We start from the raw sequence: 13,155 nt of genomic DNA on the forward strand, positions 1-13,155 counted from the left end.
AGCAATACCGAATAAATTAGATTTTAACTTGCGAGGAATTTAGGTTTAAATACTAAAACCAAAGCAGAAAATCGAAATTAAAAGTAACTTTGAATGTTTGCCGCGTCTTTGAGCGCCAGTTGACAAAGCATCGTAAATCTACTGAAATTTTCCCTAGCAGCTAATTCTCAGCCAACAGGTTTCCCAAATACCAGCTGAATCAAATGATAAGTAAGACGACGCTCACCAAACCCTTAAAGCAAACATTGTCACACCTAAAGCCGTACTTGCGGTGGGTCATTCTGGGTGCAACGCTGTTTTTTCTGGCAAAAGCCCTGAAAGACCATGCTACACAAATAGCAGCAATCCGAATTAATGGCGCAGGATGGGCAATGTTAGCGATCGCCCTGAGTGTTACCTTAATCGCACACATTTGGTCTAGTTGGGTTTGGGTATGGATTTTTCATCATTTGAAGCAACCGATCGCTTACAAATGGGGAATTCCGGTTTACCTGAAAACCAACATAGCTAAGTACGTACCGGGAAATGTTTGGCATTTCTATGGTAGAATTGTTGCCGCCAAAGAAGTAGGTATTTCCTCGGAAATAGCCACTGTCAGCGTGTTGTTAGAACCCTTGTTGATGGCTGCGGCAGCTTTGATAGTTGCCTTAATCGGTTTTCAATTTGTGGGATGGCATAAATCATCCTTTGTAATTTGGCAAATTTTGGGTTTGGCGGCAGTTTTAACTGCTGTTCATCCCCGAATTTTAAATCCAGTAATTCAAAAATTAGGCAAGGCGAAGCAAAAGTCTACAGGTGTAGCGAACTTGAAGACTACTGCCTTAAAGGTAAAAAGTTATCCGCTGCTACCTTTAATGGGAGAAATGTGCTTTGTCGGCTTGCGAGGGGTAGGCTTTTTGTTAACTTTATGGGCACTTAGTCCGATCGATCCCACTCAGATATCATTACTAATTACAGCTTTTAGTCTAGCTTGGGTGCTGGGTTTAATTGTTCCCGGCGCACCAGGAGGAATGGGAGTATTTGAAGCCACCGCACTAACAATCTTGGGTTCGAGTTTTTCTCCCGCCTTGATGTTAGCCACTGTCGCTTTATACCGGATGATTAGTATCCTAGCTGAAACTTCTGCTGCTGGACTAGCAAGTTTATATCAAGTAGTCTTCCAAAAACATTAAAACCTGACTTCAAACATTCAGAGGAATGCCATGAACACCGCCATCATTACCCAAAATTCTAATAGACAAAACGCCTTTCGCAATCAGCTAGACGTATCAGTAGTCGTACCAATTTACAACGAAGTAGAAAGTCTACCCCATTTAATTAATGCTATTTCCAGTACCTTAATTGCCTCTGGACTCAGCTACGAAATGATTTTAGTAGATGACGGTTCCAGAGATGGTTCTACTCAATTACTCAAAGAACAAGCACTCCGAAGAACAGATTTAAGATCGGTTATCCTGCGCCGAAATTACGGTCAAACTCCAGCAATGGCAGCAGGTTTCAAATATGCTACCGGACGAGTTGTTGTTACTTTAGATGGCGACTTACAAAACGATCCAGCTGATATTCCCGTATTAATGGCGAAATTAGAAGAAGGTTATGATTTAGTAAGTGGCTGGCGGAAAAAACGCCAAGATGGTGCGATCAACAGACTACTACCTTCTAAAATTGCTAACTGGCTAATTGGTAAAGTTACTGGCGTAAAATTACATGATTATGGTTGCTCTTTAAAAGCGTACCGTTCTGAACTAGTTGCAGACATGAATCTTTATGGCGAGTTACACCGCTTTTTACCTGCACTAGCTTACATCGAAGGTGCAAGAATTACCGAAATCCCCGTGCGTCACCATGCACGTCGCTTTGGTAAGAGCAAATATGGTATAGGACGGACTTTCCGGGTGTTGATGGACTTATTAACTATTTGGTTTATGAAGAAGTTCCTCACCCGTCCGATGCACGTTTTTGGATTGTTAGGTTTGGGTTCGATGTTCTTGGGCTCGTTAATGGGTGGTTATCTCACTTTCCTGAAATTAGGATTGGGACAGAGTATTGGTAATCGTCCTTTATTGGTTTTGGCGGTAGTATTGTTGTTAGCTGGGATTCAGTTGTTTGGTGTAGGATTGTTGGCGGAGTTATTAATGCGGACTTACCACGAATCTCAAGGAAGACCAATTTACCGGGTGAGGGAAGTTGTTGACGCGATCGACCACAATAGCGAACAATAGTTCTCTGACTGGTCATTATTAGTCATAATACTTCTTCATAAATTAAGGCTGGAATCTCGATCGATCCAAGATTCCAGAATCTTTTTTGTCGATGCTTCTTGTTAGGTTAATTATAATTAAGCTTAGACAGCTTTACAAAACGGTAAGCAGTTGCTATACTCTTATTCTAGACTATATACTTCTTAATTAATCAATTAATCGATCGTTAGCAAAAATTAATTGAGTAATTGGTATTACCCCAAAAATATAAATTGTAAAATCGTAAATGATCGCAATTATTTCTATTCTTGAAATTATCTTGTTTTGCTTGGGATTTACTCTATTGTTCGCTCGCTCTGAAACGAGAATTTCTGAAGCTTTATCATCCGGGATAATTTTAACCTTTATAGCACTCTCATTTATCTTTCAAGCAGTATTTTTAATTGGTCAACCAAACTTAGCCTTCTTTCTAGAAGGATTAGTGCTGATTTTTCTGTTCTTAAAAGCCAGAAAAAAAACCAAATATCTGAAGACTTTTTATCAAAGAATCAACTGTTTCTGGACTCAGCATAAATTTTTAACTATTTTGATTTGCCTGGTCTGGATTTACTTGGGATTACAGGCAATCATTCTCCCGCCTTCCAACTGGGATAGCATGGCATACAACTTAGCAAGAGTCATACTTTTCCAACAAGAAAAAACTTTATTGCTGACCGATGTTGGCGGAGTTTGGCAGTCAATTTTTCCAGTAGGTTCTGATATATTGCACCATATTTTTCTCAGATTTTATAACGACTATGGAATAGGGATATTTAGTTTTTTATCTTATTTATCAATAGCTTTTGGAACCTATGCCTTAGCAAGGCGTTACACATCCCCGGAAACTTCCTTACTATCTAGCATAGTAATTATTAGTTTACCAGAATTGGTTTATCAAGCTACCTCGACTAAAAATGATATTGTCGTCAGTGCGTTAGCGATTTTTTGTTTCTTAACGGTTCATCGTCTTTTAGAGCAAGTAAATTTCAAAGATTTAGTAATTTTAATATTGGCGTTATTTTGGGGGATTTCTGTTAAGACAACCTGGCTAGCTTTTTTGCTTCCTTTCAGCTTATTTTGCGGAATTTTACTATTACGAAAATATCCGGTAAAATTTTGGGTTCAAGTAATTTCCCACCATTGGAAACAGGGGGTTATTTTTGTAGTTCCTGTCCTAATTTTTTCCCAGTTTTGGTTATTTATTCACAATTATTATGTCTGGGGAACTTGGTCAGGAATGCCTGAATATAACGCTCTCAGTAAACAGGTAGATGGACTGAAAGGTGCTATAGCTAACTTAGTTAGGTATCTGCTGCAAAGCATGGATGTATTAGAACCTGGGAACATTATTGTTCGTCGCCTCATTGCTATTAGTTTTACTGAGCTTTTGCAAAAAATCTACAACACTTTTCTCTATCCAATTTTTGGTGATGCTGCTACCAATGAAAGACTTGGCCCTTTCCAACTATCTTGGTGGAGTCATGAGGACATGGCTTGGTTTGGTCCTTTAGGATTTCTCCTAGTAATCCCAGCTATTTTATACTCTGTAATTAAAGGGAGAAAATTTTTAAGAGCGTCAGGCTTAACTTTACTAGGTTATATTTTTATTTTGAGCTATGCCTTGGCATGGAATCCTTTTCATAACCGCTATGTATCAGTTTTCTTTGTTGCTTCAGGCGGATGTGTTGCTTATTTCATCAAGTCATTTGAGCAGAAAAAACTTTTATTAAATTTAGTCAAATATACATCTATATTAATTTTAATAACTGCCTGTTTCATTAATGTGGCGAAGCCTTTAATTACTTTCAATAAAGATACATATATTGCCGCTAATATCAATGTCTTAAACTTCCCCTATGTCATTTTTAAAGAAAGTATTTGGGGACAAAGTAAGTTTGGTACAAATAGATTTTACTATGCTGACGCTTTCTTTGGGGATTCTAGAGTGAAAGAGTTTATGAAGCTTATTCCTCCAGGTTCTCAAGTGGCGCTAGTCACACAAGGACACATGTCTCCTAATTGGGTATATCATTACCTTTTATATAATCCTCAAGTCAAATTTACTCCAGTTCTAGAAACTACGCTAAAATCTAAAAACATAAAATTTGACTATATTCTTTGCACGGAAATTGACTGTAAATTTAATCAGACTGAATTAGATGGAACTATTTTATGGTCTGCCAAGTCATCAGTTAAACCAGGTAAGTTAATTCGTCTTGCGGAGTCTCGATCGAACCAGAAAAAATGAGATATTCAAATCAACTTAAAGTAATATTCCACTTAAAAGAGTACCAAATTGAAAATTTTGAGTTAGTATCCTAGTTTAGGAATCATAACTCAAAAATTACACTCTTAATAAACGGGCTTGGAGGGACTCGAACCCCCGACCTTGTGGTCCGTAGCCACACGCTCTAATCCACTAAGCTACAAGCCCTTGCGACTCACAGAATCTTATATTAACACAGGTTTTTTAAATGATGCAAGAGTTTTCCGAAAATTCTTCTTTAACTCATCTAGACACAAGCGGGGAAGCCCGGATGGTGGACGTTTCAGCCAAACAAGCCACTGTGAGAGAGGCTGTAGCAGCGGCGCAGGTGCGGATGTCGGCGGAAACTTTAGAGGCGATTCAAGCGGGTAACGCCCCGAAAGGCGATGTGTTGGGAACGGCGAGGATAGCGGGAATTATGGCGGCGAAACAGACTTCGGCGCTAATTCCGCTGTGTCATCCTTTACCTTTGCAAAAGGTGGAGGTGCAGATTACCGCAGATCAAGATTTGCCGGGATATCAAATTCGAGCTCAGGTAAAAACTAAGGCGGAAACTGGTGTGGAAATGGAAGCTTTGACTGCGGTTTCTGTGGCGGCGTTGACGCTTTATGATATGGCGAAAGCTTTGGAAAAGTCGATGCAAATTGAGGGAATTCGGTTAATTAGTAAGACGGGTGGGAAGTCGGGAGATTATCAAAGGGAAGATTGAGGTAATAAGTTGAGAACAGATACGCTTTTTTATCGGTTGTTTCAAGAGTTTCCGGGGATATTTTTTGAATTGATCGATCGCCAATATAACGAGGCGAGAAACATTAGGCACTTACCATGACAAAAACCGGGTTTGTTCAACATTATCAAACCCGGTTTCTTAGAATTAAGTTGTTATACTCATTCAGTATTTGGCTTATCTCAATGCACTCCTACTTTTTGTAGACACTTCTCGAAGACAGATCGAGATAATTGTTGAAACTCTCACGCCAGTTGATGTGCCAACAAGTACGATTCAGGAGTCTGGAGAAGATCTAGGAACTTTACTGGGTCGGGTTCTAGAAGGGAAAAACCGAGTTGAACAGATTCTTAATTTCTTAAGGGGATTACCATGAAAGAATTACCTGATGAAAAAATATTACTGGAAATGCTTGAAGTGTTTAAAGATGCTGAAGTAAAAGCTAGAGAAATGAGTGAATTGGCGACTGCGATCGCTTTTAAATATCAAAAACGGATGCGCGAAATTAGAGGGGCTAGGCAACAACAGGCTGGCGGAGTTGAGTAAGACATGACTGAAACTGAATTAGTGGAGTTAAAAGAATTTCTGAAATTGGCTAAAATTATCGAACACCAAATGAAGGAATTAGCTGATTTTACTTTGGAGATCAACCAAAAATATGAAAAACGTTTAGCCGAAATTAGAGTAGCTAAGAAATTACAGGCTAGTGGGATTGAGTAGTGCTATTTCTGAGAACTTTGCTATGCCAGAGTTACCAGATGAAAAACATTACTTGAAATGCTTGAGGTCTTTAAAGATGCTGAAGTAAAAACTAAATAAATGAGTGAGTTGGCAACTGCGATCGCTTCACCCACGCAACCCTTACCCTACAATTTAAATAAGTACTAACGTTGTTCAACTTACTAGAAATATTTTATGCCTCCTCGTTGGCCCCGAAAACCCGATCGCAAAGACCCCGCTTTCCGTAAACTCGATGACCGGATGAATTTTGCTGTTCATGTAGCAATTTTTGCTGCTTGTAACTCCGGGATCTGGTTTTTCCATAATTTACAACAAGCTGAATGGCCTTGGGCGGTTTGGGTGACAGGCGGATGGGCGACAATTTTGTTTGCCCATGCTTTGTATATTTTTGTCCTTGCTAATTACTCTCAACCCACAATTGTAACGGAGGAAACTACTTCTAAATCCTCCTCTGGTTAAGCTAAATTCTCTGACTTTTCAGGGATGTTGCAGCTGAGTCAAGTTTGATTTAATAGGATAAAACTAGATTTGTGAGCAGTTTTACCAGAGTAAGTGATTATGGCTAAGACAAATACTTCACAGGCGATCGAATCTCTAGCCGCTGAAATTGGCAATAATGTTTACATGGATATTGCCAAATGGCATTTGTATCTTAGAGAAGCACATCTGCATACTGTGGTTGCCGAGCGAGTTTATCCAATGCTAGAAAGCAATTCTCTAGATGAAAGCAAAGTGTTGCAAATTCTAGAAGAGATTTCGGTAAAAATTGGTGGCAAACGGGATCTTCCTTTAGCAGATTTGATTCCTACAGCCAGTCAAGTAAATTTGATGGATATCTTGGAAGAATTTCAACGCGATATGTAGGTAATTGGTCATTGGTCATTGGTTATTTATATTGACCTTTTGACAAATGACCAATAACTATCTTTCACCTACGGAGTTTTTGTTTGATTCGAGAGACTAAAATATCTACTTCTGGTAATTTTAGTTGGATGGCGAAGAAGGCAAAAACGGCTAAACCAACTAATCCGGCAACAGCTAATTCTAAGAGTTGAATTAACAAGTTTTGCTGGGGAATAAATCTCTGGAAACTCCAACTAATACCCCAAGAAATTAATCCAGTAAAGACGCTAGCACCAGCTAAAGCACCGATTTTTAATGACCATTTTTTCACGGGTAAACCATTGAGTTTTTGATGTAGTTTCCAGGTGAGAAAGATCATGGAAGTTATGTTAACTCCCATTGTCGCTAAAACTAATCCTGGTGCGCCAAAAGGTTTGATGAAAATGAAGTCTAACAAAGCGTTGAGAAAGATATTAAAAATGCTAATTCTAAAGGGTGTATCTGCATCTCCCAAGGCGTAAAATACTCGAACTAAGACATCGCGCCCTAAGTAGAAAAACATTCCGATGCCGTAAACAACTAGTAGGGATGCTACTAGTTGAGATGCTTGTTTATCAAATGCGCCTCTTTGATAAACTACTTGTACAATTGGCATTGCTAATGATACCATAATTGCCCCTAATGGTAACATTGTCAGGGCGGTAAGAATGAGTGCTTGGCGAATTCTTTCTTTTAATTCATGCCAATCTTTAGGGTCAGTAAGTCGGGAAAAGATGGGGAGAAAAGGAACTAATAAAACGTTGGAAATAATCCCTAATGGAGTTTGCACTAAAAGTCCGGCATAACTTAAGCTAGCGGCAGCTTTGGGGATGAAAGAAGCGAAGAATAAATCGGTGTAAACGTTAATATGTAACATCCCGGAAGAGAAGGTGGCAGGTGCCATGATTCGCAATACTTCTTTGACTCCGGGATTGTGAAAGTCGAAGCGTAATCTGAGTTTACCTAATCCCGATCGCCATTGAGCAATTATCTGCACTAACCATTGTAAAATTGCTCCAGCTAAAGTGCCGATCGCTAATACTTGTCCACCTAACATGGCATAGTTATCAGAGGTGATTTTGCTACCTAAAGTAATAGCTAAACCTGCTAATCCTCCGATAACTGTAATGCTAGAAAACAGGGGACTAATTGAAGGCAACCAATATTGATCGGCGGCATTTAATGTAGCAAATCCGATACCTATTAAACCCGCAAATAACGCCATCGGTGCCATTATTTGTAGTTGTTGAATGGCGATCGCTTTTGTTAGTGCTAGTGTTTCTGCCTGCGTTGCGGTGACTCCTTGAGTTTGATTTAATCCGGGTGCGACTAAATCCATCAATGGTTCCGCAAAAATAATTAGGGCGATCGTAACTAATAATAAAATTCCACTGACAAAGGTTGTAATTGTTTCTACAATAGGAGCAGCCTCTTCTTTTTCTCGTTTCGCTAGTACGCTAACTAAAGCACTGTGAAATGGCCCGTTGATGCCACCCAGCAATACTAATAAAAAACCAGGGAGAATGTAGGCATAGCTGTAGGCGTTGGCAGCTGCACCAACTCCAAAGGCAGCGGCGATCGCTTGCTGACGCACTAACCCAAATACTTTACTGATTAGGGTCGCTACAGCTACAATTCCGGCAATGTTAACTAAAGTTCGAGAGGGTTTTTTGATTCCAGACACGAATTCTTAAGAATTACTAAACGTACCTTACTTATTCAATCGCGAACTGGCGATTACGAAAAGTATGTCAACCGATAAATTTTACTCTGAGTTACCTGTTTTGACAGATTTTCTGGAAATTACTAATTCCAGCAATTATGTTTCCGTGCCTCCTGACTGGCAAGTTATCGTTACAGATATTATCGGTTCTACAAAAGCGATCGAGTCCGGTCGTTACAAGGAAGTTAATTTAATTGGTGCTTGTTCGATTGTCGCAATTTTAAATATTGCCAAAAATTTAGAAGTGCCTTTTGTCTTCGGTGGAGATGGTGCTTCCTTGTTAATTCCACCTTCACTTTTACCTCAAGCTAAACAAGCTTTATTAGGTACTAAAATTTTAGCGAAGCAGGAGTTTCAGTTAGATTTAAGAGTGGGAATTGTCCCGGTATCAGCAGTCAATAAAAACGCCTATAATATCAAAATTGCCAAGTTCAAAGTTTCGGAAAATTATCACCAAGCAGTTTTTAATAGCTATGGTTTAACTCATGCTACAGATTTAGTTAAAAATCCTGCTTATGCTGATATTTATTTAGTTAAGGATCGTGAATGTGAACCAGAAGCAGATTTTTCTGGTTTAGAATGTCGTTGGCAAGATATTCCTAGTCAGCGTGGGGAAATTGTCAGTATTTTAGTATTAGCAACAACTACTGAAGAGAAAAAAGCTAATCAAATTTACAGACAAGTTTTAGATAAATTTAGCGAAATTTATGGTAAAGAAATAGATTTCCATCCGATTCCCTTAGCGAATTTGAAACTGACTTTTGATGAAAGAAAACTGATGTACGAAGCGAAAGTGCGATTCCCGAAGAGATGGGGAAGCGAGTCGCCAGTAGGTAATTGGTTACAACAGCAATGGTATTTATCCAAAATCAAACTAGAAAACTATTTAGGAGCATTTTTGATGAATTTTAAAATAAAAGTTAGTGAAATGGATTGGGGAGAATATAAAGAAATCTTCTTAGATGCTACAGATTATAAAAAGTTTGATGATATACTGCGTATGGTTATTGCTGGTAACTCAAAACAAAGACAGCAATTAGCTGACTATTTAGAAACACAGTATCAACAAGGAAAATTAGTTTATGGCTTACATAGTTCCGATCGAGCAATAGTTACCTGTCTAGTCTTTGAACGCAATGGTCGCCAAGTACACTTTGTCGATGGTGCAGATGGCGGTTACGCCTTAGCAGCTAAGGCAATGAAAAAAAGAATGCAAGTCCTAAAGTTAGAATAAATCAGCATGAATTCTCATTTTATTTATCAGTATCCTCCTCTTTTATCGGGGATTTTAATTAAACGTTATAAACGATTTTTTGCCGATATTGAGTTAGCTACAGGAGAAATCATTACAGCACATTGTCCTAATACTGGGCCAATGACTGGAGTTTCTACTCCTGGTAGTTTAGTGCAAGTTTCTCACAATCCTAGTCCGACAAGAAAACTGGCTTATACTTGGGAAATGATTCAAGTTTCCGACAATGAACCCACTTGGGTAGGAATTAATACAAACTTGCCTAACCGAGTTATTAAACTAGGTTTAGAAGCCGGAATTTTCCCGGAATTAAGTGATTATACACACATTAAACCAGAAGTAGTCTACGGAAAAGATAAAAAAAGTCGCATTGATTTTTTATTATCAGGAAGCGAGGCAAATTTGCCTATTTATGTAGAAGTGAAGAACACAACTTGGTCGCAAGGTAGATTAGCAGTATTCCCGGATACCGTCACTACCAGAGGACAAAAGCATTTACAAGAATTAATTTCCATTTTACCGACAGGACGGGCAGTAATGCTTTATTTTATTAATAGGGGAGACTGCGACAGTTTTGCCCCAGGAGATCTGGTCGATCCGGTTTATGGGAAAATGCTAAGAGAAGCAGTAGCGAAAGGTGTGGAGGTTTTAGCTTATCGCTTTGAAACTAAACCCGAAGGAATTCGCTACTTGGGAAAAGCAAATTTTATACAAACTATGCCAACATTGAGTGTAAATTCAGCTAATTCTCATAGTTAAATTTAGGTACTTCTTATGAAGTGGTGGAAACGCCAAGGCATCTTTTTCAAAGAGGATTTAACGGTTAAAAGCGATCTCGCTTTCCTTAACCAAGTATTATCATGGTTTGATGAGTTATGTTTTCGTAATCGATCGAAGCTTTCTTGGTTAGGAAATAAACGCGATCGCCAATACCTACCTTTAGATGAGATAAAATTAGCTCTTGATGAGGGTTTTACCAATGCGGTACGTCATGCACACAAAGAGTTACCTTCAGAAACTCCGATCGATCTTCAATTTACTATTTGGGACGATCGCTTAGAAATTCGGATTTGGGATCGAGGCGAACCTTTCGATCCGAATACTTTACCAGAACCAGAACCAGGTACGCTGCAAGAAGGTGGTTTTGGGTGGTCTTTAATTCGCCGTTTGACCGATCGCGTATCTTACGATCGAGACGAAGATGGGCGAAACTGTCTGTTACTTGTGAAGCAAAAGCATTAAAATTTTACCTAAAAATAGGATTATTTGGTACAATTAAAGATTGTGTAATAAGTAAATATATGATTAATAATTCAGCTATTCAATTTAAATATAATGCACTTTACAAACCCAATCAGTTAATTTGTGGCAAAGGACAAACCGCAATCATTACCGGATGGAGTGTTAGACAAACAATTGCCAAACATTTGTCACCGGAAAATTACGCCGTAATTGGTAATTTATACAGTCCAACTAGGGGAATTTCCTTTTTAATTCGCAATTTATTAGCTAATCCTTACGTTAGAAGATTAGTAATTTTAAACGCCACCAAAGAAGACAAAAACGCTGGTGGTTGTCAATGCTTATTAGACTTTTTTACTCATGGATTTACCGCCGGAAAAAGCGACACCGGGCGAGATTGTTGGGTAATCAAATCGCCGATCGCAGGTTACATAGATATAGAAATTTCCGCCACAGCTTTAGAAGTATTACGCCAAAGTATTGAAGTTAAAGAAGTTAAATCAATTTCAGAAGCAGTAGATTTAGTCAACTGCTATGCAACAAAAGAAACTTTAGAACCTTGGGGAGAACCGTTAGTTTTTCCCGAAGTAGAAGTTGTTCCAACCGTATTACCCGGACATCGTTACGGACATCGCATCGAAGGCAAAACAATTGCCGAAACTTGGGTAAAAATCATTCACCGAATTAAGACAACTGGCACAATTAGACCCACAGGTTACGATGGCAAATGGCAAGAATTAATTGATTTAATCGCAGTCGTTACCGATGAACCAGAAAACTTCTATTTCCCCGAACCGAACTATTTACCAATTGATAGAAGTTTCTTAGAAGAATACATTTCCCAAATCTTAGATGATTCGCCTTACAGAGAAGGAGTTAAATATACTTATGGACAGCGTTTAAGGTCATGGTTTGGCAAAGATCAAGTTGAACAAGTGATTGAGAAACTAATAGGAGAAATTGATGCGGCGAGTGCCGTAATGTCTCTTTGGGATGTGCAAGATCATGATAAAGGCGGGAGTCCTTGTTTAAATCATATTTGGGTGAGAGTTGTGGAGAATGAATTAAATTTAACAGCGACTCTTCGCAGTAATGATATGTATATGGCATGGCCCGCAAATGCAATGGGATTAAGGGCATTGCAAAAACATATTAGAGATGAAATTGCCAAGCGTTCTGATTATAATTTGCAAATGGGGCCGTTAATTACTGTTAGTCAGTCGGCGCATATTTATGATGATACATGGGAAAATGCCGATCGCCTAATTGAACAACAATATGCCGCAATTTGCCAGCAACGAGACTATCACGATCCAGCAGGAAACTTTTTAATTGAAACAAGAAATGATGAGATAGTTGTCACGCAAATGACTCCTGGTAGTGGTGAGGTTGTTACTTCTTATAGTGGCAAATATCCACTTAAAATTGTGAGGGAAATTTGCGCTGCTTCTCCAGCAATTATGCCAGAACATTCTGCTTATTTAGGAATAGAATTGCAGAAGGCGTGGGAGTGTTTGAAAACAGATAAACAATATATTCAGGATCGATAATGTACGAAACTTCAGCAAGACCAACATGGGACGAATATTTCATGATGTTGGCAAAATTAGCTGCTACTAGATCTACTTGTTTAGCATTTCCGGTAGGTGCAGTAATTGTTAAAGATAAACAAGTTGTGGCGACAGGTTATAACGGTTCACCTTCGGGAACGGCTCATTGTATTAGCCAAGGTTTTTGTTATCCTGGGTTAGAAAGTTGTGATGCTAGTAGTACTTTGCCTTCCCGTGCGGTTCATGCTGAAGCAAATGCGATCGCACAAGCTGCCAAACACGGCATTTCCACAGAAGGTGCTACTATTTATGTTACCTTAGAACCTTGCCTTTCTTGCTTAAAATTAATCATTTCTGCGGGAATTCACGAAGTTTTTTATGAAACTACTTTTAATAATGGCAATAACGCTATTGTCAGGGATTCCTTTATTAAAGATGGTTTAGTTACCTTAAAACAAATACACATTTCCGAAGCAACAGCCCAAAAAGCGGCTAATTTCCTATTAAATCCGATTTCAATTAAACGTTGATA

Annotated in this window: 15 protein-coding genes and 1 tRNA gene; 14 read left to right on the forward strand and 2 right to left on the reverse strand. The window is 38.8% G+C overall.

The features are described from left to right. Window positions 1-203: 203 nt before the first annotated feature. The 3 genes from ACE1B6_RS02450 to ACE1B6_RS02460 all read left to right on the forward strand — a co-directional run bounded on the left by ACE1B6_RS02450 (window position 204) and on the right by ACE1B6_RS02460 (window position 4,488). A complete protein-coding gene (locus ACE1B6_RS02450; protein WP_413255643.1) occupies window positions 204-1,172 on the forward strand; it encodes a UPF0104 family protein in 969 nt (322 codons plus the stop codon). Between the two features lie 30 nt (window positions 1,173-1,202). Next, entirely contained in the window at window positions 1,203-2,222 is a 1,020-nt protein-coding gene (locus ACE1B6_RS02455; protein ID WP_413255644.1) for a glycosyltransferase family 2 protein, read from the forward strand. Window positions 2,223-2,907: 685 nt separating this feature from the next. Beyond that, window positions 2,908-4,488: a glycosyltransferase family 39 protein gene (locus ACE1B6_RS02460; RefSeq protein WP_413255645.1), complete on the forward strand. Its 1,581-nt coding sequence runs from the start codon at window positions 2,908-2,910 to the stop codon at window positions 4,486-4,488. 112 nt (window positions 4,489-4,600) lie between these two features. Here the strand turns inward: ACE1B6_RS02460 and ACE1B6_RS02465 are convergent. Next, a tRNA-Arg gene (locus ACE1B6_RS02465) sits at window positions 4,601-4,674 on the reverse strand. Window positions 4,675-4,714: 40 nt separating this feature from the next. Between ACE1B6_RS02465 and moaC the strand changes: the two genes are divergently transcribed. The 6 genes from moaC to ACE1B6_RS02495 all read left to right on the forward strand — a co-directional run bounded on the left by moaC (window position 4,715) and on the right by ACE1B6_RS02495 (window position 6,838). Continuing rightward, entirely contained in the window at window positions 4,715-5,215 is a 501-nt protein-coding gene (gene moaC, locus ACE1B6_RS02470; protein WP_413255646.1) for a cyclic pyranopterin monophosphate synthase MoaC, read from the forward strand. Window positions 5,216-5,224: 9 nt separating this feature from the next. Then, the gene (locus ACE1B6_RS02475; RefSeq protein ID WP_413255647.1) at window positions 5,225-5,335 is read left to right on the forward strand and encodes a DUF2887 domain-containing protein; all 111 of its coding nucleotides are present in this window, start codon (window positions 5,225-5,227) and stop codon (window positions 5,333-5,335) included. A 270-nt stretch (window positions 5,336-5,605) separates the two neighbouring features. Next, entirely contained in the window at window positions 5,606-5,779 is a 174-nt protein-coding gene (locus ACE1B6_RS02480) for a hypothetical protein (RefSeq protein WP_413255648.1), read from the forward strand. A gap of 3 nt (window positions 5,780-5,782) precedes the next feature. Continuing rightward, window positions 5,783-5,953, forward strand: a complete 171-nt coding sequence (locus ACE1B6_RS02485) for a hypothetical protein (protein ID WP_413255649.1) — start codon at window positions 5,783-5,785, stop codon at window positions 5,951-5,953. 195 nt (window positions 5,954-6,148) lie between these two features. Then, window positions 6,149-6,433, forward strand: a complete 285-nt coding sequence (locus ACE1B6_RS02490) for a 2TM domain-containing protein (RefSeq protein ID WP_413255650.1) — start codon at window positions 6,149-6,151, stop codon at window positions 6,431-6,433. A gap of 99 nt (window positions 6,434-6,532) precedes the next feature. Then, window positions 6,533-6,838 (forward strand): DUF3181 family protein, encoded by a 306-nt coding sequence (locus ACE1B6_RS02495; protein WP_413255651.1) that lies wholly within the window; start codon window positions 6,533-6,535, stop codon window positions 6,836-6,838. A 64-nt stretch (window positions 6,839-6,902) separates the two neighbouring features. Here the strand turns inward: ACE1B6_RS02495 and murJ are convergent, their stop codons facing one another. After that, window positions 6,903-8,540 (reverse strand): murein biosynthesis integral membrane protein MurJ, encoded by a 1,638-nt coding sequence (gene murJ / locus ACE1B6_RS02500; RefSeq protein WP_413255652.1) that lies wholly within the window; start codon window positions 8,538-8,540, stop codon window positions 6,903-6,905. Window positions 8,541-8,604: 64 nt separating this feature from the next. On the opposite strand from murJ, the gene ACE1B6_RS02505 reads away from it, so the two are divergent. From ACE1B6_RS02505 to ACE1B6_RS02525, 5 genes are read left to right on the forward strand one after another with little or no spacing between them, the layout of a single operon-like run. Further along, the gene (locus tag ACE1B6_RS02505) at window positions 8,605-9,813 is read left to right on the forward strand and encodes a DUF3095 domain-containing protein (RefSeq protein ID WP_413255653.1); all 1,209 of its coding nucleotides are present in this window, start codon (window positions 8,605-8,607) and stop codon (window positions 9,811-9,813) included. A 6-nt stretch (window positions 9,814-9,819) separates the two neighbouring features. After that, window positions 9,820-10,590, forward strand: a complete 771-nt coding sequence (gene sfsA, locus ACE1B6_RS02510; RefSeq protein WP_413255654.1) for a DNA/RNA nuclease SfsA — start codon at window positions 9,820-9,822, stop codon at window positions 10,588-10,590. A 15-nt stretch (window positions 10,591-10,605) separates the two neighbouring features. Continuing rightward, window positions 10,606-11,073 (forward strand): ATP-binding protein, encoded by a 468-nt coding sequence (locus ACE1B6_RS02515; protein ID WP_413255655.1) that lies wholly within the window; start codon window positions 10,606-10,608, stop codon window positions 11,071-11,073. A gap of 59 nt (window positions 11,074-11,132) precedes the next feature. Beyond that, window positions 11,133-12,623, forward strand: coding sequence for a thymidylate synthase (locus ACE1B6_RS02520; protein ID WP_413255656.1), 1,491 nt, complete (start codon window positions 11,133-11,135; stop codon window positions 12,621-12,623). Further along, complete coding sequence (locus tag ACE1B6_RS02525; RefSeq protein ID WP_413255657.1) at window positions 12,623-13,153, forward strand: deoxycytidylate deaminase; 531 nt, start codon at window positions 12,623-12,625, stop codon at window positions 13,151-13,153. Before ACE1B6_RS02520 ends, ACE1B6_RS02525 begins: the two co-directional genes overlap by 1 nt. Window positions 13,154-13,155 lie beyond the last annotated feature (2 nt).

The organism is Floridaenema fluviatile BLCC-F154, assembly GCF_041929135.1.
GTDB lineage: Bacteria > Cyanobacteriota > Cyanobacteriia > Cyanobacteriales > Aerosakkonemataceae > Floridanema > Floridanema fluviatile.